Source organism: Arthrobacter sp. CAN_A1, assembly GCF_015751665.1.
Classification (GTDB): Bacteria; Actinomycetota; Actinomycetes; order Actinomycetales; family Micrococcaceae; genus Arthrobacter_D.
This window is the reverse complement of sequence record NZ_JADOUR010000004.1, coordinates 267,926-288,039: the sequence shown is the minus strand read 5'-3', so window position 1 is coordinate 288,039 and position 20,114 is coordinate 267,926. Positions and strand designations below refer to the sequence as shown.

At 63.5% G+C, this 20,114-nt stretch carries 15 protein-coding genes; 3 read left to right on the top strand and 12 right to left on the bottom strand.

The window, feature by feature from the left end; translation table 11 throughout:
• Window positions 1–287, bottom strand: a 287-nt coding sequence (locus IWX62_RS07215; RefSeq protein WP_196840681.1) for a transposase, incomplete at its 3' end; no start/stop codon positions are given.
• Window positions 288–515: 228 nt separating this feature from the next.
• Between IWX62_RS07215 and rsmD the strand changes: the two genes are divergently transcribed.
• Window positions 516–1,094: a 16S rRNA (guanine(966)-N(2))-methyltransferase RsmD gene (gene rsmD, locus IWX62_RS07210; protein WP_196840680.1), complete on the top strand. Its 579-nt coding sequence runs from the start codon at window positions 516–518 to the stop codon at window positions 1,092–1,094.
• Window positions 1,095–1,133: 39 nt separating this feature from the next.
• Here rsmD and IWX62_RS07205 read toward each other — a convergent pair whose 3' ends face one another.
• From IWX62_RS07205 to IWX62_RS07165, 9 genes are all read right to left on the bottom strand, one after another.
• Window positions 1,134–2,249, bottom strand: coding sequence for a phosphotransferase (locus IWX62_RS07205; protein ID WP_196840679.1), 1,116 nt, complete (start codon window positions 2,247–2,249; stop codon window positions 1,134–1,136).
• A complete protein-coding gene (locus tag IWX62_RS07200; protein ID WP_196840678.1) occupies window positions 2,243–3,454 on the bottom strand; it encodes a phosphotransferase in 1,212 nt (403 codons plus the stop codon). Before IWX62_RS07200 ends, IWX62_RS07205 begins: the two co-directional genes overlap by 7 nt.
• Complete coding sequence (locus IWX62_RS07195; protein ID WP_333483257.1) at window positions 3,451–5,397, bottom strand: ABC transporter ATP-binding protein; 1,947 nt, start codon at window positions 5,395–5,397, stop codon at window positions 3,451–3,453. Before IWX62_RS07195 ends, IWX62_RS07200 begins: the two co-directional genes overlap by 4 nt.
• Complete coding sequence (locus IWX62_RS07190; RefSeq protein WP_196840677.1) at window positions 5,394–6,527, bottom strand: glycosyltransferase family 4 protein; 1,134 nt, start codon at window positions 6,525–6,527, stop codon at window positions 5,394–5,396. The genes IWX62_RS07195 and IWX62_RS07190 overlap by 4 nt, the downstream gene beginning before the upstream one ends.
• Complete coding sequence (locus tag IWX62_RS07185) at window positions 6,524–7,822, bottom strand: glycosyltransferase family 4 protein (RefSeq protein ID WP_333483256.1); 1,299 nt, start codon at window positions 7,820–7,822, stop codon at window positions 6,524–6,526. The genes IWX62_RS07190 and IWX62_RS07185 overlap by 4 nt, the downstream gene beginning before the upstream one ends.
• Window positions 7,809–9,083: a glycosyltransferase family protein gene (locus IWX62_RS07180; protein ID WP_196840675.1), complete on the bottom strand. Its 1,275-nt coding sequence runs from the start codon at window positions 9,081–9,083 to the stop codon at window positions 7,809–7,811. Before IWX62_RS07180 ends, IWX62_RS07185 begins: the two co-directional genes overlap by 14 nt.
• 210 nt (window positions 9,084–9,293) lie before the next feature.
• Window positions 9,294–9,584 (bottom strand): DUF1540 domain-containing protein, encoded by a 291-nt coding sequence (locus IWX62_RS07175; RefSeq protein WP_196840674.1) that lies wholly within the window; start codon window positions 9,582–9,584, stop codon window positions 9,294–9,296.
• Window positions 9,585–9,724: 140 nt separating this feature from the next.
• Window positions 9,725–10,537, bottom strand: a complete 813-nt coding sequence (locus IWX62_RS07170) for a fused MFS/spermidine synthase (protein ID WP_196840702.1) — start codon at window positions 10,535–10,537, stop codon at window positions 9,725–9,727.
• A 23-nt stretch (window positions 10,538–10,560) separates the two neighbouring features.
• Window positions 10,561–11,799: an aminotransferase class I/II-fold pyridoxal phosphate-dependent enzyme gene (locus tag IWX62_RS07165; RefSeq protein ID WP_196840673.1), complete on the bottom strand. Its 1,239-nt coding sequence runs from the start codon at window positions 11,797–11,799 to the stop codon at window positions 10,561–10,563.
• Window positions 11,800–11,877: 78 nt separating this feature from the next.
• Here IWX62_RS07165 and coaD point away from each other — a divergent pair, with 78 nt between their 5' ends.
• Window positions 11,878–12,357 carry a pantetheine-phosphate adenylyltransferase gene (gene coaD, locus IWX62_RS07160; RefSeq protein WP_196840672.1) on the top strand — a complete coding sequence of 160 codons (480 nt, stop codon included), beginning with the start codon at window positions 11,878–11,880 and terminating at the stop codon, window positions 12,355–12,357.
• 45 nt (window positions 12,358–12,402) lie between these two features.
• Entirely contained in the window at window positions 12,403–12,642 is a 240-nt protein-coding gene (locus tag IWX62_RS07155) for a hypothetical protein (protein ID WP_196840671.1), read from the top strand.
• Window positions 12,643–12,826: 184 nt separating this feature from the next.
• Here the strand turns inward: IWX62_RS07155 and IWX62_RS07150 are convergent, their stop codons facing one another.
• Entirely contained in the window at window positions 12,827–14,221 is a 1,395-nt protein-coding gene (locus IWX62_RS07150; protein ID WP_196840670.1) for an IS1380 family transposase, read from the bottom strand.
• Between the two features lie 186 nt (window positions 14,222–14,407).
• Entirely contained in the window at window positions 14,408–20,005 is a 5,598-nt protein-coding gene (locus IWX62_RS07145) for a peroxidase family protein (protein ID WP_333483254.1), read from the bottom strand.
• Window positions 20,006–20,114: the final 109 nt, after the last annotated feature.

The window sequence follows — 20,114 nt, the reverse complement described above, 5'->3', positions numbered from 1 at the left end:
CGGCGGCGGCGCTCCAGCAAGGCCGGGAAGAATGACCCGGCACGCAGCTTGGGAATCTTCAAATTCAGATCCCCCGCGGTGGTCGTCAATGTCCGTGCCCGGGACCCGTTGCGCTGGGTCGTGCGCGCCTCGGAGCGTTCGAACGGGGCAGCACCGATGAACGCTGTCGCCTCCGCCTCGATCAGCTGCTGATACAGGGTTTCGGTAGCGGTCCGAATCCGATCGGGCACGTCGGTGAGTTTCAATTGTCCAAGAAGGTCAAGCAGGGCAGACTGGTCTAGAGCCATCGTGTGTTGTGTCTTTCTGTGAGTGACTTTGATCGGTACTCACTGACCATCGCACGATGGCTCACCACGTCGCCGGAGCAACGCGCTCACCGCGGGAAACTACACCACCCCACGGGACGTAACCATCCGAAGCAGAGAATACACGCCCGCTATTGGGTCGACGACTGTCCCAGATCCTAGCCCCGCTTCAAGCACATCTCATCCGTCGAGAGTCGATACAGTTGAAGCATGAGTCGAATCATTGCCGGAGCCGCTGGAGGCATACCGTTATTCAGTGTCCCGGGAACGGCAACACGACCTACCACCGACCGAGTGAAAGAGGCACTCTTCTCACGGTTGGACGCCTACGAGGTCATTACCGACGCCAAAGTACTTGACCTCTATGCCGGGTCCGGATCACTCGGTGTGGAAAGCGCCAGCCGAGGGGCAAAGATTGTCGATCTGGTGGAATCAGGCGATAAAGCTGCAGCCGTCAGCCGCACCAACGCCGACCTGGTGAACAAGACGCTCAAGACGCAGACCGTTCGAGTGCATCACCTCAAGGTCGAGACCTATTTGGATCGCGCTGTCCCCGAGGATCAATGGGACCTGGTCCTGATGGACCCTCCCTACTCGGTGGAAAATGACACTCTGACCGGTCTGCTCGAAACACTGGTTCCTCACCTTGCCGAGGGCGCAGTGATCGTCCTCGAACGGTCATCCCGCTCACAGGAACCCGAATGGCCAAGCGGGTTGGAACGGTTTGCCGAAAAAAAGTACGGCGAGACCAAACTGTGGTTCGCTGAGCCCTCGGCCGCAGCACTTTAGGTGCGGCACCATTGCCGCAGCACTGTAGATGCGCACCACCTAGGCCACTGCTGACTCAGTAAGCTCGTGCTCAAGACGCTCAAACCACTGGTGGGCAACTGACCGATAGGCCGGCCGGAACGCATACAGACATGCCAGGCGCAGCTTGGTCGACGCCGCATAGGCGTTGAGACGCACCTCGGACACGTCCATGACTGACGCAGTCCCAAGGATCGCCTTCTTGGCTGTGCGTGCCGCAGCCGCTGAGTAGACGCCCTGCGCTCTCCGAAGATCGATGTGGACTAACAAATTCGCCAGATCCAACGCAGGCTCAGCAACAGTCACTGTGTCGCAGTCGATCAACCCAACGGACCCCGATTCAGGATTGAACAGCAGTTGCTTGTCGTGGAGATCCCGATGGGACAGCACAGCCGTTTGTGGTGCTCCGGAAATCAGGAGTCGAGACACGTGAGCCGACGCCCGCTGCAACCGATCGGCGGCCACCGGCAACACACCAAACTCCTGTGCGTAGTTCACCCACCGCGACACAGTGCGACACTCATCCCGAGTCCCATGGGTTGGCAGCTCAGCCGCTCCAGCTGCCGCTGAATGCTGTGACACAGCCAACAACGGCCACCGCTTCGACCACTCCTGCCAGGCCGCGGCCCAGGTCTCTTCCGCCACCCTGTGCGTCGGAGGAGCGGCTGGGTGGTTGGCTGGGGGACTGGCTTGCCCCAGCTCATGAAAACTGGCACCGTGCACGGCGGTCAGGGTGACACTTTCGGGATGATGAACCACCACATCGGGAACCACGATGCCCGACGGCTGCGCCAACGACCGCATAAAGCGATGAGATGCAGCAACTTCGTCCGCCTTGCCCGGCGCCAGAAGCTTGGTGAATCCCACCGCATCGCGGACCACGGCTCGCCGCTTGTACCGGTGAACCAGCAACTCCCCCTGGGCAGCAGCACCGGGGAGGCCCGACAGCACCGGATCCTCAGCAAAGGGAGACAGCCGCACCCTGCCGTCGGCCCCCACCGACCCGGCACGAATCTGTCCGCCATCGCTGTCGGACGCCTCAAAGATGAGCCGGCCACCTTGTCGCGGCCACGCCCGGTGAATGGTCAACTGCCGACCGGCACGGTCAGTCACCGTCTCAGGAATTGTTGTCACCACAGGATGTCCTCCATCAGATCAAGCCGGTCCGCCATGTCCTGCCGCCAGGTAGGGGAACAGGACCGGAACGGGTCACTCAGACGACTGAGTAGGTGAAAAATGGTCCACGCCAACACTTCGGAATCTGTCGCACCAGACGGTCCGGCACTGTACCCATCGAGCATCGCCGCTGTGCGGGGAAGCGACAGGACATCGGTACCGGTCGACAGGGGGAGACTGTGTAGGACTTCCACCGCAGCGAAACTGCCCAAATCGGACGCTCCAGCTCCGTAGGTGCAGCGTTCAAGGTCGGTCAGCCGTATATCGCTGCCGTCGACCAGCACCTGATCCGCTGAGAAATCGCCATGCATGAGCGCTGCCCGTCCCGGACGACGCAACAGCGGTTCCAACCCGGCACGCAAACGCTCCAGCCGACGCGCAAGCTCCGGACACAGCAACGAATTCTCCTCGACCAGGTCCAGCAGCGAACCTGCCGGCGCCCTCCACCGATGAGTACCAAAGGCGGGAGGCTGCGCATGGAGGAGCGCCAACGCCACCCCAGCGGCATACGAGGCTGCCCCTGCGGACCACGGCTCCACGGTGCTGAGATCACCCGAACCGAACCAGCCGAAGTACTGGGCATGGCGGGAGCGGGGGAGCCCCGACGGCTCAACGGCTTCCAGGACGGGCACCCCACTACTGGTCAGCGCCGCCAACAGGTGCCCATCAGCGTGCGGCTTGCCAGTCCCCACCTTGCACACCAACCGGTCACCGTCGTGGCGCAGCTCGAACACCACCCTGCGCTGCGGGTTGTAGTTGAGCACCGTCACCGTACGGTCAGCAAAGATCTGTCCCAACCCCGCCTCGCGAAAAGGTTTGAGCGGTTTATACAGACGATGGTCCAGTTCAATAGGTCCGGCCACCAGGTGATGGTCCGGGTGGTCCGGCACAGCGACGCGTTCAATCTCCAGGCCGCTGGCAGCCGCCCGGCTGTCCGCCTTCTCGAGCTTCACCGCTGCCGCTGGACTGTACGTCGCCAGCCAGCTGATACCGCCGTCGTCCTCCCGCAGCCGCGCGATCGCCGACGTGCCCGGCTTATGCCGCAGCCGGTCGACGTGCACAGGACGACCCAGCAGGCCGCTCAACCGCTCCCTGTCGAAAAACTCGACCAGACCCGGAAGCGTGGGATCCACGGCAGTCACCGGATCAACCGTTGCCGCCCTCACGCGGCACCTCCGGCAGCCTTCTCCGCCAGGTGCGCCTCATCGGCCGCCTGCTGCTGACGCACCCAGGTGGCAAACATCTGATGCTCCATCAGGTCGGATGGGGAGCCATCCAACAGGATCCTGCCGTCCTGCAACCAGACCACCCGATCATGGGTCAACGCCACCGACGCCTCATGGGTGATGGTGATGGTGGTGCGTCCTTCGGTCAGGGTGGCAAGACCCGCCAGCACCTCGGACCGCGACTCCTGGTCCAGCCCCGTGGTCACCTCATCAAGGATCACCACCGGCGAATCCCGCAGCAACGCCCTGGCGATGGTGATGCGCTGGCGCTGCCCACCGGACAACGTGCCACCGCGCTCGCCGACCAGCGTGTCGTAGCCCTCAGGGAACCCCGAGATGAAGGTGTGAGCATTAGCCAACTGGGCAGCGCGCTCCACCTCATCGTCAGACGCGTCAGCCCTGCCGTAGCGAATGTTCTCGCGGATGGTGCCGGTAAACAGCACAGCATCCTGGAGGACCAGGCTGATATTCGACCTCAACGATTCAAGGGTGACATTGCGCAGATCATGGCCATCAACGTGCGCCGACCCGGACACCGGATCCATCATCCTCACCATCAACGACACCAGCGTCGACTTCCCGGAGCCCGACGGCCCCACAATCGCCGTCTTCCGTCCTCCCACCAACGCCAGATTCAGGTTCTTCAGCACCGGCTGACCATCACCGTACGCTGCCGTCATGTTGCGGAATTCGACGTCGCCCCAGGCCTTCCCCAACGACACGGCACCCGGTGCATCGACAATATCCACCCGCTCGTCGAGCAGGTCAGCCACGCGCTCGCCCGACGCCGTCGCCCGGGCAATCCGCCCGGTGTACTTGGCCAGATCGCGCAACGGCTTCATCGAGGTCTTCAGGTACATCAGGAACAACACCAGGTCGCCCGGGGTCATCGCACCCTGCACCACCCGCCATCCGCCGCCCGCCAGCACGACGGCGGTAGCGACGCCGACAATGACGTCGGTCCGACGCTCCAGGGCAGCAGCCAGCCGACGGGACTGCACACCGTCCCTCAGCGTCTTCTGGTTGCTGCTGCCAAACCGGTCCGACAGGGTCTTCTCCAGTCCGTAGGTCTGCACCACCCGAATGGCGCCGAGGCTCTCCTGGGCGGTGTTGGCCAGCGATCCCTCACCCTTACGGGTTTTGCGCGCGGCAACAGTGATCTTCCCGGTGCTGAGCCGCGACAACAGCAGAAAGCTGGCACACGCGATCACCACCACCAGGGCCAGCAGCGGATCCAGCCAGAACATCACCCCGCCCATGACCACCAGCGTGATGCAGTTGGCAATTAACGGCAGTCCGGCACTCACCGCTACTTCCTGAAGCCGGCCGACGTCGCCCACCAGCCGTTGAATGGTGTCACCGGTCCGCGACGACGAGTGATACCGGGTGGACAACGACTGAACATGTTCAAAGACGCGACCCCGTAACTCGGTGGCCACCCGCGACCCGGCGAGGGCGAAAGCCACGGTCGCCAGATAGTTACACAGCGCCCGCATCCCGATGATCACCATCAGGCCTACCCCGCACGCCAGCAGCAACCCTTCGGTGGCTAGCGGACCCGTGCCGGCCAGGTTGGCGCCCAGGCTGCGGGAGATAGCGTCCACCACAAACTTCACCGGCCACGGCTCGAGTACCCGGAAGATGACCTCGAACAGCAACGCCACCACGCCGCCGCTCATCAGCATCCGATGCTTGCGCAGATGCGGTTTGGCGATATTGAGGGTCCGGCGTAGCGGGCTGCGCGCCATCTTCGGCCCGATCGTCGGCAGCGAGGACGGTTTGGGGGTCCTGACGATTTCCGGCGCACTGACAACATCAGGTGCATGGATGATGGGTGGAACGCCGACCGGCTTCGGGGCTGGGGGAGTCTTGGAGATGGTCATGACAGGATCCCTTCGGTGATGCGATCCAGAACGATGTCCCAGCTGTGATGATCGTTGGCCATAGTGCGTGCTGCGTCGGACATCGCTGCCCTGGCGAGCGGGGCTCCGGCCAGATCGTCGATCGCCGCCGCCAGAGCAGCGGGACTTGAGGGCTCCACCAGCAACCCGGTGACGCCGTCGTCAATGATGGACGGCACCTGCCCCACCCGTGACGCCACCACCGGCAACCCTGCGGCACAGTATTCGTAGATCTTCAGCGGCGAAAAATACTGGTCGTTGGCGTCGTCCATCACCGGGTACGGAGCCGTAGCGACGGCACAGCCCGCCAGGGCCGCGGGGATGAGCTCAGGGGTGATGGCGCCAGTGAATTCGACACTGGTCCCACGGGTTGCGGCTAGCTCGCGAAGCCGTGGACCCTCCGGCCCGTCACCGACAATCCTCAACGCCCAGTCAGTCGATGCGGCAGCTTTAGCCTCAATGAGGGTCTCGACGCCGTGCCACGGCTTCAGCGTCCCGACAAACACCACCACCGGGATGCCAGCCGATTCGGGAGTCGGCTGAATCCGATTCACGTTGACGCCGTTGGGCACCACCGCGACCTTTGAGTGATGGTCGTCGGCTACCCGTTCCTTCACCCAGGCGGCCACCGGCTCGGACACGCACACTGTCCGGGCGGCCGCGGCCACCTGGTGCTTCAGCGCGTCCAGTGCAGCGTCCTCCCCGATCAGGGAACGGTGGATCCGCTGCTCATCAATCAGCGGCGCGTTGACCTCAAGGAAACCGGGAATGTCCAGGGCTTTCGTGACGCGCGCCAGAGCGTCGCTGAACAGTGAATAGCGTTCGTAAACCACTGTCGCACCGTCGGCGATGACCCGTTCGGCAAGCGTCACAGCGGCAGCAGCCTGGGCGTGTTCGCGCTCAACACCGTTGCCCTGGGGGATGTGCTGTACCACCACCGGAACATCGGCGAGGTCGGCAGGAATGTCAGTGCCCGGTCGGGTGCAGTAAATGGTCACCTCGGCGCCACGCGCACGCCAACTGCGAATGATCTCCTGCACATGGACCGAGGCACCCTTGGAACCGAACACCGGAACCCCGGGGTCGAGGCAAAGATAGGCAACCCGCATCATGAGAGAGCCCCCGCGTCCGCCAGAACCCGGGCTGTTGGTACGCTCGCGTCGAGTTCCTGCAGCCTGACCGACTGGCGGTGCGAGTCGAAGTTCTGTTCGATCACGCGGCGCGCCGCACGGGCAACTGCCTGCCGATCGAAGGATGACGACGCAACGGTGACCAGGGCGCCGACCAGTTCACTGACCTCGCCACTGCGAACCAGGATGCCCGTCTGCGACCCGTCACCCGGTCCGGCGTCCGGGGCAGACCCGCTGTCAGCATTGGTGATCACCTCGGGAATCCCCGTCACATCACTGGCGATGCACGGCACCCCCATCGCCATCGCCTCCAACAGCACCGTGGGCAGACCGTCGGCGTTGCCGTCCTGCCCCACCACACACGGCGCCGTAAAGACATCGGCCCACCGCAACAGCTCCACCACCTCGGCCTGGGTCCGCGGACCCAGCAGGGTGATGGTCGATCCCAGATGGTGCCGGCCAATCTGTTGGGCCAACTCGTCCTGAAGTTCCCCGCCACCGGCGATCCGGACCTCAACTGCCACCCCGCGGCGCACCAGCTCCGCCACGGCGTCGATTAACAGGCTGAAGCCTTTCTTCTCGACCAGCCGGCCGACCGCTGCAACCCGCAGCACCGGTCCGGGGGCTGCCGGTGCAATGAAGGGAAACCGGTCCAGTTCGAGGCCGTTGTAGACGAGGTGAACCTGGCCCAGCTGATCCGGGAAAAGCCGTTCAAGGTAGGCCAGGTTGAAATCGCTGACCGTCACCACATGATGCGCTGACCCGATGAGGTTCCGCAACACCTCCAGGTCCACCTCCTCATGGAAGATGTCCTTGGCATGGGCGGTGAACGAGAACGGAATCCCGGTCAGGTCTGACGCAATCTTCGCGGTGCGCGCAGCCAAGGACCCAAAATGGGCGTGTACGTGGGTGATGCCCCGCTGGGAAAGGAGGGTTGCGAGTTCAACGCCCTGGTGGACCTCCACCGGGTCCAGTCCGGCGAGGCCGGGGAGCAGTTGGGCAAACCGTTCGCCGAAGTGGGGAATCACGCCGTCGGCGGCAGCCATGATGGCCCAGCCTTCAGCGATTTTGGTCGGCTTGGAGACATACGTGACCGGCGCCTGCACCCGGGCCAGCTCAGGGTGAAACCGCGGGTCGATGGGAGGCCTGAGCGAAAAGATCTCCAGGTCGTCACCGGCTGCTTCGCGGGCCAGGATCTCGGTGACGATGAAGGTCTCGGAAAACCGGGGATAGATCTTCAGGATGTACCCGGTGCGGGAGGGGCTAGACGGCTGCAAGGGTCTGCCAATCGTTGAGGTGGTCGGTGTGGGGGGCGGGAACAGTGAAGCCGAGCAGCTCTGCCGCATAGCCGCCCACCGTCTGGAGGCCGTTCAGGTCCACGTTGACGCGCTGCGACGGTGTCCCCACCACGGTAATGAACCAGTCGGTCAGGACCTGGGGAGTGAGCTGATCGGGATGGCACATATCGGTCAGTTCATGGCGGGCCAACGACTCGGCGCGAATCAGCTGTTCGCGGCGCGGACTGACCCGGGGGACCACCAGTGCCGGGGTGTTGGTGCTCATGATCTCGCACACCGAGTTGTAACCGCCCATCGACACAATCGCTGCGGCTTCCCTCATCTCCGCCAGACCGTCACGCACCATCGAGATCACCCGGGTCCCCGGCGCAGCCGATTGCTCGATCAGTACCCGATCCTCCTTGGGCATCTGGGGTCCGGTGACAATCAGGTGTTCGTAGCCGTGGGGGACTGTTGCCTTGGCTGCGGTCAGCAGAACAGCCTTGCCATCGGAACCGCCGCCGGCCATCGTCAGGATGTAGGGTTTCCCGGTCGATCCGGTCCGACGCCGTGACTGCCGGCCGGCAGCCAGATACCCGGTATACCGGACCATGGGGGCCAGCTTGCCGGGAATCTCGCCCGACTTCACCGGATCGTGAATTGTCGGATCCCCGTAGACCCACAGCTCATCGAAGTATTCGCGCAGGCGATCCAGGTCGCCGAGAGCCTTCCATTCGCGCCGTGCCACCTTGGGAGTATCGAGGATCTCCCGCAGCCCCAACACCACCTTGCAACCAGGGCGTGCCTTCTTCAGCTCAGAGAGGGCGGCGATGAGTTCCTGGTCGACGCCGAACGCGTGACGGTCCACCACCACCAGATGCGGCCGGAACTCCGACAGCACAGCATCCATGATCTGCGCTCGCAGGCGGATGAGTTTGGACTGGTCAATTGCCAGGTTGCGTGGCGCATAGCCGTCGCTGCCCTTGGAAATGCCGGGAAGCACTACCCAGTCCCAGTCGTCGGGGCTATCAAACCGGGTAGCCTGGGATTCGCCGGTCACCAAGAGCCCGGTCACCGTGCGGCCGGTCAGTCCCGGAAGATTCGCTGCCAGGGAGTGCGCCAGCGCCAGGTTCCTGCGGGTATGTCCCAGGCCCTGCGAGTCATGGGAGTACAACACCACCCGGAGCTCTTTCGAAGACTGTTCTGTCGACGGCTGTTCGTTCGACGACAGTTTCCTGCCTGAGTGCTGAGGCGAATGCATTTCCATGACGGTGACCAATCTTTCCCTGCGGTGATGTACCTGCTGCAGGTTCCCTATCTAGTCAGTCACCTATGAGACGTTCGTGAGGCGCTCATGAGAGAGTTCTCATCCAAGGTGATTCGGCCCGGCCTTTTGGCGCGCAAAAACCCGGCCGTCACTATGACTGCCGGGCTCGTGGCGCTGAAGGATCAGCGAAAAAGAATTGGTGCTCTATTGGCGCTGGTATGACAGGCAGTCGGCGGCGTCAGCGCCGGAGCCGATCTTGACATCGGCCTTGCCGCACATGAGATGGTCGTTGAAAACGCACTCGATCCGCTGGCAGGCGCCCACATGAGCCAATACCACCGGCAAGCCACCGGTGGCCGACGTGTCAATGAAGGTGGCGCATGACGCATGGTCCTGACTACCGCCGACGGTGATGGCATAGGCGGTACAACCGTCGTGATTGAAAGAGCAGGAATTTACCGTGCAGTCTGAAACTGTTGCAACCTCGGTGGTCATGATTCCTCCAGTGATAGCCAGTGGGCCGTTGTGGTTTAGATCAACGGTACTGCTGGCGGGAAGAAAATACATCAGGTAAATGCCCTTTGATAGCGCATGATTAATTAGCGCATTTATTGGTGCTCTATTGAATTGACAGCCTATTGCTGAGCCGTGCAGAAGGATGCCAGCTCAGGGCCGGTGACCACCACACCCGGATGTGGACCGGCCGCCACCAGCTTTGGGGTCCAATCGGCTGGCCACAGGCGATCAGTCCCCACCAGCACCACGTTCCCTGCCATCCGACCGCTGACCATCCCCGCATCAGCCAGCAGCGCGACGTCGTCGGCCGCTTCCCGTAACAGCCGAGCCTGGGCGCGGGCAAAGGTCAACGGTGGATCGTCGCCCACATTGACCAGCACGACGCCGCCCGGCGCCGTAAGCGCTGTCAGGGCGCGGTAGAACGCATCCTCGGTGAGATGGGCCGGAGCGTCGGCGCCGGCAAAGACGTCGAGCACCACGGCGTCAAAGGATTCGGGTTCGAAGCGGTCGAGGGCGGCGCGGGCGTCGTCGATCACCAACGAACACCTGGTGCCGGCCGGCAGCGGCAGATGCTCCAGCACAAAGTCCAGCAGCTCGCGTTCCAGCTCCACCGCTACCTGATCCGAGCCCGGCCGTTTCGCCTGCACATACCTGGCCAGGGTCAACGCCCCCGCACCCAGATGAAGGACCCGAATTGGCTTGCCGGCGGGTTTGAAGATATCCAGCACATTGGCAATACGCCGCAGATACTCATAAAAGACGTTGCCCGGGTTTACCAAATCCACGTGCGATTGTTGGGCACCGCCAATACTGAGAATGAAAGCACCGTCGGTGAATGCATCCTCGTCGATTTCAGCGAGCTGGCCGATACCCGCCAGTCGGAGGGTGGGGACCGACCCGTCCTCCTCGGGGCCGACCTCGACGCCCTTCATCTGTCCGGAGCCTCGTTCGCCGCTCACAGCCGGGACCGCAGGGTGGCCAGGCGCTCGGCCGCCTCTTCGAGCACCTCGAACTTCTTGCAGAACGCAAACCTCAGCAGTGAGCTGGTGCGGGCAGCGCCGTCGGGATGGCAAAACACTGCCACCGGGATGGCGGCGACACCCAGCAGCTCAGGCAGCCGTCTGGCCAACGCTGTGGCATCGGAGATTCCCAGCGGTGCCGTATCGACATTCACAAAGTAGGTGCCCTGCGGCGAAAAGACGTCGAATCCCGCAGCCTTCAGGCCTGCACTGAGGATGTCCCGTTTCCGCTGCAGCGTGGCGGCGGTCGATGCGTAGAAGTCATCACCCAGACCCAGCCCGTGGGCAACGGCGCTCTGAAACGGAGTGCCGGAGCTATAGGTAAGGAAGGTTTTGACCGTCCGGACCGCCGAGATGAGTTCCCTGGGGCCGGTGATCCACCCGATCTTCCAGCCGGTGACCGAAAAGGTTTTGCCGGCGGAGGAGATGGTGAGAGTCCGTTCCGCGGCGCCCGGCAGTGTCGCGATAGGTACGTGCGCGACGCCGAACGTCAGGTGCTCGTACACCTCGTCGGTGACGATCACCGCGTCATGCTGGACCGCCAGATCGACGATCTTCTGCAACACCGCCCGCGTAAACACCGTCCCGGTGGGGTTGTGCGGGTTGTTGAGCAGGATGATCCGTGTGTTGGGAGTGACTGCCCGCTCCAGCGCAACAAGGTCGGGCTGGAAATCGGGAGCCGACAACCCCACGGTCGTGTGGGTGGCACCGCTCAGACCGATCACCGCACCGTAGGAGTCATAGAACGGCTCGAAGGTGAGGACCTCATCACCCGGGCCCGCCAGCGCCAGCACCGCCGACGCGATGCCCTCGGTGGCGCCGGTGCTGACGATCGTCTCGGTGTCGGGATCGGGAGTCAGCCCGTAGAACCGTTCCTGGTGGGCAGCGATCGCTTCCCTCAGCACCGGCAGCCCCTGACCGGGCGCATACTGGTTGGCGCCGGCCGCGATGGCTGCCCGGGCAGCGTCAAGGATCTCTGCGGGGCCGTCCTCGTCGGGGAAACCCTGCCCCAGGTTGATCGCGCCATGCCGCGTCGCCAACACGGTGATTTCCTCGAAGATAGTCACGCCCAGCCGCCCGTCGGATGCCAGCAGGTTGGCACCCGACGCCGTCCGTTGCCACGGCGTGGGGGTTGATGCCGTGCCTGTCGCCAGTGAAGAAGTAGGTGAGCTCATGCACTCCAGTATTGCGGTTGTGGCGCCGTGTCGTGGGGACCGGGTGTGCCAAACCGTAGTTCACTGTAGATTCGAAGCATGCGTCGCGCTGTCTGCCCCGGATCCTTTGACCCCATTCACAACGGTCACGTGGAGGTCATTGCCCGCGCCGCAAGCCTCTTCGACGAGGTGATCGTGGCGGTGTCGACCAACCCCGCGAAAAAGTACCGATTCGACCTTGACGAACGCCTCGACAGCGCCCGGGAAACGCTCAGGTATCTCCGGGGTGTGTCGGTGCTGCCGATGAGCGAAGGCCTGCTGGCTGACTTTTGCCGTTCCCAGGGTGCCAACCTCATCGTCAAGGGCCTGCGTTCCAGCCAGGACTTCGACTACGAGCTGCCGATGGCCACCATGAACCGTCAGCTCACCGGCGTCGAAACCGTTTTCATTCCCGCCGAGAACAGTTACACGCACCTGTCGTCGACCCTCCTCAAGGAGGTCGCAGCCCTGGGTGGCGACATTTCTCCCTTTGTTCCCAAGGGCGTGCTGAAACGGCTCAACCGGCCCATCGCCGAGTAGCTGAGGGGCGGGGCTGAAAAAGGCCGATGCAGTAGGGTATTGGCTATGAAAGATAAGACGCGCCTAGCGCCCGAAGATCCCTTTCCCAAGGATCTCGACTCCTTGGCCGACGGCGAAGTGGAAGTGCTGAACAGCAAGGTTCACCGCCAGATCGACGAGGAGTACGTCGAGGAAGGCCAGCCCGACCCGGAGACCGAATTCCGGAAGGAAGAGCTGGACGAAGAACTCGACGAGCGCGACGACGAGGACAACTCGTCCGGCGAGAAGGATTCCGCCGCACACTAACCTCGATCTTTCATGAGGCGGTCTCGTCGGTGTGATCGGGGCTTACTGGCTGCCTGATGGTGTTGATTCTGGCATGTGGGTACGACATTGTTGCCGCTGACCGGTGGCGGTGGTCGGTGATGGTTCCACGTCCATCACGTCGAGACTGCTTTTCCTGCTCGGGGTCGGTCGGCGATGGTGGCTTTTACGGCGGGTCCAGGGCTCTGATGCGGGTGAGGGCTTTGATGAGCAGCGGCGTGTCAGGGGCTCTGGCGGCGAGATGCACGGTCAGGCGTCGGGCGTGCCAGCTGGTCGTCCCGGCGATCTCGAAGATCCTCGCCCGGAGCCTTTTTGGCTCCCAGCGTCTGGCTTTCGTGCCGTGGAGGCCGAGCATCTGTGCCCAGGCCATGATTTCGGCGGCGAGCATGACCAGATGACACCAGAGCGTGTTTCCCGCGAAGGAGTGCAGGGGCAGGTTCGCCAGGCCGGTGTCTTTGGCGTTACGGATCCTGTCCTCGCACCGGGCCCGTAACCGGTGGCGGACCTCGAGGTCCGCGAGCTGGCCATGGTCCTGGTTCGTGGCCAGGGCCGTGTAGCGCATCCCGTCGACATCAGTGATCCTTAATTGCGCGCCGACATGGGGTACTTCCTTGCGGACGATGACCCGCATCCCGGCCGGCCAGGAAGATAGATCCAGCATCCCGGTAATATCGGCGACCCATGCCCCGTCGCGTTCGATCCCGTCACTGTTATAGGCGCGGGTCCACGCGGTCTTCGGGACCTGGGGCAGGACCGCTTCGACGGCCCCGTGGAGCGGGAACCCCACCGAATAGGCGAGGTTCCGGCGTGGGTGGGTGAGCCAGTCAAGGTATTCGTGGGTGCCGCCGGCGGAATCGGTGCGGATCATCACCTTCCGGCCTGACCGGAATCCTGCCGGCAACTGCTTCAGGGCGTCCCTGGTGACCTGGATGTGATCGGAGGCGGTGTTGGATCCGGCGTTCCCCGGGCGGAGTAGTACCGCCAACGGTTCCCCGGTGCCCTCGGCCCCGTGATCCACGAACGCAGCCAGCGGGTGGAAGCCGAAGCCTTTCTTCCAGGTCGGGCGGGCGTCCTCCTTCTCCGAATGCGAGCTCAGCAGCGTCGCGTCCAGATCCACTACCAACGGCGCGTCCCTGCTCACCCCGTGCAACGGTGACTGGTCACCGGCTAAACCCCACACCTGCGCCCTGGCTGCGGAACGGGTCGTGTTGATCGCCGCCAACGCCTTCTTCGGGGCCGTGGTGGATAAGGCCGTTACCAGCCGGCTTACCGTCGGGTCGGAGGCGACGCGGCCGTAAACCTGTGGTTGGGCGCGGAGCCTGTCCACATCGGATAAGCAGTCGCCGCCGGTGGCCAGGGACAAGCCCAGGTCGGTGAGGATCTTCCCCGGATCGTGCACCGCGAAAGGCTTACGCCACAGCGATAAGGCCTCCGACAAGCCCGACCCGATCCCGGACACCCGGACCGTATCCGTCAGGATCAACCCGCCGGCCTGGGACACCACCCCGGTCCCTACCGAATCAACACGGACGGACGGGTAGAAACCGGTAAAGTTACTCACCAGAAAGGTGCTCCTTTTGACGCGGTACAAATGATGCCTAGACAACACCATTTTCCCACGTCAGGAGCACCTTTCGCCGTTCAACGCACCGCTCTGAGACCACCTTCATGAAAGCCCGAGGCTAAGTGTTAACTGAAAGAGGGAGCGGACCTTTGGTCCGCTCCCTCTTTCAGTGAGTCCCGGATGTTACCGGGGTTGGATGGACGCAGACCGGGCCGAATAGGAACCCGTCCCGATCGCATTGAACGCCGCAACTTCAAACCGGTACGTCCCCGCCGGAAGCGTGAACGACCAGGTACGAGCGGCTGACCCGGCTGTCGCTGTGACCGGCGTGCCGGTCGGTGTGACGCCGTCTGCGGACATCCTCAACGCCCTGACCCGGTAGCCCGTGATGGGTGAACCCCCGGTTGCTGTTGGGGCGTTCCAGTTGGCATTGGCCGTCAGTGTTCCGCCCGCAGCACCCTGGGTGGGAGCCAGGATGGCCGGTGTCCCCGGAGGCCCGACAGGTGTCACAGTTGCCGAAGCCGCTGAGAAGGCTCCCGCGCCCAGGAGATTGACCGCCTGGACCCGGAAGTTGTAGCCCACCCCGTTGGACAGCCCTGTCACTACGCGACCCGTTGTTGCAGTTCCGGTGAAGGTCACTGTGCGAATCACCGTGGTGCCGGTCCGCACCTCGACCCGGTACCCGGTGATGGCCGTTCCGCCGTTGGCCGGCGGAGCGGTCCAGGACAGGGTGACCGACGCGTTGCCGCGGACGCCCACCACATTCGTGGGGGCTGCCGGGACCACATTCGGTGTCACCGCTGCTGACAGGGCCGAGTAGGCTCCTGCCCCCGAGGCGTTGACCGCCTGCACCTGGAACCGGTACGCCTGACCGTTGGTCAGCCCGGTCACCACAACACTGGTCGCTGTACCGGCAGCTGGCCGCAAAGCGCCCACCTGTGTCCCGGCGGCATTGACTACCCGCACGTTGTAGCTCGTGGCTCCTGCGACTGCACTCCACCTGACTGTTGCAGACGCATTCCCTGCCGTGGCAGTCCCGATGACCGGAGCCGCCGGGAGGGCAACTCCCGGAACCACCGGTGCCGACGCCGTAGACAGCGCTCCTGCGCCCAACGCGTTGACCGCCTGGACCCTGAAGGTGTAGGCGGTGCCGTTGGTCAGGCCGGTCACAACCCGGCCCGTCGTTGCGGTGCCGGCAAAGGTCACCGTCCGGAGGACGGTGGTGCCGGTCAGCACCTGCACCTGGTATTCGGTGATCGGCGTTCCACCGTTTGCCGGTGGGGCAGTCCAGGACAGGGTAGCCGAGGTGTTTCCGCTGACTCCCACCACATTCGTGGGAGCTGCAGGAACCACATTCGGTGTCACCGCTGTGGAAAGGGCCGAGAGCGGACCTGTTCCCACCGCGTTGATTGCTTCGACCTGGAACCGATACGCCTCGCCGTTAGTCAGCCCGGTGACGACCAGGCTCGTCGCAGCGCCGTCAGCTGGCCGCAAAGCGCCGACCTGTGTTCCGGCTGCGTCAACTACCCGTACATTGAAGCTGGTCACGGTACCTGCCGGCGCCGTCCAGTTGACGGTCGCAGATGCGTCGCCGGCTGTGGCTGTTCCGATCACCGGTGCGGCTGGCCGTCCGGAGTCGGAGAACCGCAGCTCTTCGACATTCCTGACGGTATCCGTGCCGTCCGCCTGGGTGCCACGGGCGTGAACCACTGTGGTGGTCGAACCCGGTGAACCTACCGCGGCTCCCGCCGGGGAGGTGGTCACATCGTAGTTCGCCTCAAGGTCGGAGAACTGTGCAATGTCCACCGAGGTTCCGTTGGCTGGGGTGAGGATCTCCCGTACAGCGAAGATGTTCCCCGGATCAACCACTCCAGCGAAGACATCCTGCTGCAGGGTGGGCCCGGTGAGGTTACCGTTGACATCGCGCAGGTACTGGGAAGCCATGGCGCTTTGGCCCGCTCCCTCCACACCGGCGCTGCCGATTTCCTCTCCCGCTGCGGTGCGGACGCTGAGCCGCACACTGAGGAACGCGTCGCCGTCCAGGAGATCGTCAGCTCCACGACCCTCCAACAGGTCACTTCCGGCGCCGCCGAGCAGAATGTTGCCGGCACCCCAGACTGGCCCTTCCAGCCCCGGACATTCACCCGGGCCGATCACCGAGTTGGCAGCTACATCAGCCAGCGGGGTGGTCAGTGCCGACGCGGGGAGCAGGCTACTGAGTCCATTGATCCGATCAACGCCCGCCTGGTCGAGGACGTCGCAGCCGATGAAGCCGCCGCCGCCCACATCACTGGGGACAATATCGTCGCCACGGATCTTGTCGTTGAATTTCCATCCCGACAAGGCCTCCATCTCGTTGTGTTTGTCCCTCACACCGACCGTCAAGACATCCAGCGCTGGAACAGGAAGGTCAAGGTCCCCGTCCATGGGCTGTGGATCACCCTGGCTGATGGACCAGTCGTAGCCGGCCGCGCCAACGTTCTTCTCGATTCCGGGACCGGCGACGCCGATGTCGTCTCCGCCTTCCATGTCATAGTCATCGTCACCGCCTTGGCCGATGGCGACGTCGTGCCCCGGCTTGTTGTCGTCGGTGAAGAAGAGGTTCGAGCTGTCGCCGATCAGCCCGTCAGGCTGGTCACCGCCCTCCAGCCAGTCGTCGCCGCCGTCGCCAATGCCGCCATCGATGCCTTCGCCGAGGATCAGGAAGTCGTCTCCCTCACCGGCGAAGGTGGTGTTGGCGTTGCCGCCGCCGTTGGTGAAGTCCTTGCCGTCGCCGCCCATGATCAGGTCAAGACCTGGACCGGCGTCGATGGCGTCGTTGCCCGGACCGCCCTTGAGGACGTCGTCGCCAGCGAGGTCGGTGATGGAGTCGTTGCCGGCCCCACCCAGGGCCACATCGGCTCCGTCGCCGCCCTCGATGATGTCCCTCGAGGCGTTGCCCCAGAAGGTGTCGCTGTCATTGCCGCCGAACATCCGATCGGTTCCCGACGTGCCGTTGTAAACGCTCTGGCCGTTGATCCCGGCTGGATCAACAGTGTTGCGTGAACGGTACTTGATGGTCCCGTCCGGCATGCGGATCAGCAGTGCAGCCTCGTCGCATTCGCTGTTCGGATCATCGGCAACGGTATTGCCGAAGGTGGTGAATCCGGCCGGGGTTCCAGCGAGATTTTTCAGTTCAAACTTGCAGTCAGACGTGGCAAACGGATCAGCCTTGAGGCTCTTCGCGTTCGTGTTGCGCATGACCATCTCCGAGAAGGAATTGCCTTCCAGCTGCGTCCGCAGGTTCATGCCGGGTGTCCGAGCGAGGTAGTACAGCCGGTCCCCGTTCTGCAGATCGGTCAATTGGCTTTCGAACACGTAATTGAACGTGCTGCCCAGCAGTCCACCAAAAACGTTCGTCTGTTCGGCCAGTCCACCAATCCACAGATCAACGTTGTCCAGCCCGGTGATCGACGCGGTGCCATTGTTGGCCCATGCCCCCGTGCTGTTCATGAAATCAGCTGCATCCTCTGGAGGTACGTCACCTGCTGCTACGTTGGGGTTGACGATCTCCCGAGCCGCGTTGCGCTTGGCCTTCAGGGTGGTCGCACCGGTAATGGTGGGGTGCAACCCATACGCTGCTACGAAGTTCACCAGGGACTCAGGGTGCTTGATGCTGTCCCCGAAGTCGATCCAGTTGACGTACGGCCGCAACTGGCCGTCATTGGTCTGGGCGTGAATGGTGCGCCGCAGCACGTTGAGCCGGGGGATGCCCTCAGACCGCGCCCGGGTGATGTTGATTGCCGCCAGGTCAAGTGGCAGACCCAGCAGATTGTTCCGGAGGGTGTCGGTGACGAACTCATCGAGCTCGTTGCCCACCTGATCGGACATGCCCATGATCACCGAGCCTGCAGCCTCCTCGGAGGTGAGGTCGCCGGCGGGACCGCCGTCGGTGTAGGCCGGGGGATTAAGGAATCCTTCCAGCAGGGAGATGTCATTTTGGGATCCCGCAATGTCATCTGAGGTACCGAATTCGCCGTCGGGACCTGGCCGGTCCTCGTTTCGGCGGGAAATGGTCTCCGTCAGCATTGAATGACCGAAACGGTAGACCGCGTGGGCAAATTCAGCGGTGACCGCCGGATCCAGTTCGGTCTGGGTGAAGGCGAATGGCTCGAAGGGGTTGATCGCTGGCTGAACCTTGCGGGCAAACTCTTCAAAGACCAGGTGCTGGTACTCCATCTCGGTCACGAAGCGGGCCGCCTGGAACAGCCTTTCACCGTTCCAGCCGTCGGCACCAAGCGCTGTCTTCCACTCGGTCAGGGCTCTGACGCCCGCAGCCGAGGTGTCGGCGGTGAGGGTGTTCTTGATATCGGTGACCATCCGGTCGTGCTCCGAATGGAACACCTGGTGGATGGCGGTCAGGCCAATGTTTTCGTTGACCCTGCCATCACCCGCGGCGAAATGCATGTCGAGGATTTCGTCGTCGTACTGGTTGACGCAGCCAACGGGGAAACCTGGTCGCGCACAGGGCGTCAGCGATGGCGTGACAACGTCATCAGGATCCGGGGTGAAGCCCGGATTAGGGACCGCGTTGTTGGCGATGTCTGTCAGGAACGGGGTTTCGAAGTACCTGACATTTTCGGGAACGGGCACTGGTGATGCGGTGTCGCCTTCCACCAGTCCGGTGAGAGTGACGTACTGCGGCAGTCCGCGGGCTGGACCCGGGATGAACTTGCCGTAGGGATCTGCGGCGATCATCGGGACATCAAGCGCGTCCTTGTCCTCGAGTTGCAGGCCAAGCAGTGTTGCAGCCTGGCTTTTGACTGTGGCCCAGGTGGCCATGCCGTTCTCGGTCGGACCCGCTGGCCCACCCAGCAGCTTGCCCGTCGATACCGGACGTCCATTGGCGTTATTGACGTACTCACGCACGAACACCTGGTGGGAGGCATGGGAGGTGTAGGTCTGGCTCTGGTCAACCCAGGGGGTGTCAGTGTTGAGGGCGTCGCGGATGTCGTCAGCGGTGCCCAGTTGTCCGTCCGGGCCGACCTGGTTCTTGCCCCGTGTCAGGACCATGAACCGCAGGTTCGGGTTCAGGTCGTCGGCAGTGTCGAACTTGTGGTCCGGTCCGGCGATCAAAGGGTCGTCGGCCTTCAGCGGAACAAAGACCGTGCCACCGCCCTTGACCGTCTGGTCAATCCCGTGGTCGAAGAACTGCCCGAAGAGGGTGAACAGCGAGTTGTAGGGCGGGGAGAGTCCCACGTCGGTAGTGACATTCGGAATGAACAGGGTCTGGAAGGACGGGGTGCAGCCGAGGGGGAATGCGTCCACTGCCGGGACGGCCAAGGGGTCCGGATCTGTCGTGCAGGGAGTGACGCCCGTGCTGTTCTGGCTTCTGATGGGTAGTCCTGCCGCAGCGACGGCGGCGGGATTGGTGGAGGTCTGATCAACGATCAGGTTGCTGATGGTGCGCGGCTGCGAATCGAACACGTTGCCTGAGGTCTGTTCGTAGCTGGTTGCCGACGGTGGCCCGCCGAGGGAGCCCGCTTCGGCAGCACCGAACTTGGCTGGCGCCAGCCGTGGGAACACCTCATCAGCTGCACCGAAGGTCTCCTGTCCTGGCTGCAGGTTGTTGCAGGAACCGTCAACTGTCCTCAGCCCGTGGGAGATGAGGGGAGTCGCGATTTGGTTCGGGCCCGTACCCACCAGCGCGCCACACGGGCCTGTTTCGGAGGTGGTGTTGGCTACGTGAGCTTCGGCAATCTTGATCTGCTTGAGGATAAAGGCGAGATCCGAGGGATTCACGGTGAACCCTTGCCCGGTGGGGGCCACCACAGCGGTGGCAGCGGATACCGGGAACAACATGCCCACGGGGAAGAGCAGAGCGGTGGCGATTGCTGCTATTCGTACTGGC

Excerpts from the sequence above, each read along its gene's own strand:
- rsmD (WP_196840680.1), top strand. The coding sequence starts at position 516 with ATGAGTCGAATCATTGCCGGAGCCGCTGGAGGCATACCGTTATTCAGT.
- IWX62_RS07195 (WP_333483257.1), bottom strand. The coding sequence starts at position 5,397 with ATGACCATCTCCAAGACTCCCCCAGCCCCGAAGCCGGTCGGCGTTCCA.
- IWX62_RS07190 (WP_196840677.1), bottom strand. The coding sequence starts at position 6,527 with ATGATGCGGGTTGCCTATCTTTGCCTCGACCCCGGGGTTCCGGTGTTC.
- IWX62_RS07180 (WP_196840675.1), bottom strand. The coding sequence starts at position 9,083 with ATGCATTCGCCTCAGCACTCAGGCAGGAAACTGTCGTCGAACGAACAG.
- IWX62_RS07175 (WP_196840674.1), bottom strand. The coding sequence starts at position 9,584 with ATGACCACCGAGGTTGCAACAGTTTCAGACTGCACGGTAAATTCCTGC.
- IWX62_RS07170 (WP_196840702.1), bottom strand. The coding sequence starts at position 10,537 with ATGAAGGGCGTCGAGGTCGGCCCCGAGGAGGACGGGTCGGTCCCCACC.
- IWX62_RS07165 (WP_196840673.1), bottom strand. The coding sequence starts at position 11,799 with ATGAGCTCACCTACTTCTTCACTGGCGACAGGCACGGCATCAACCCCC.
- coaD (WP_196840672.1), top strand. The coding sequence starts at position 11,878 with ATGCGTCGCGCTGTCTGCCCCGGATCCTTTGACCCCATTCACAACGGT.
- IWX62_RS07155 (WP_196840671.1), top strand. The coding sequence starts at position 12,403 with ATGAAAGATAAGACGCGCCTAGCGCCCGAAGATCCCTTTCCCAAGGAT.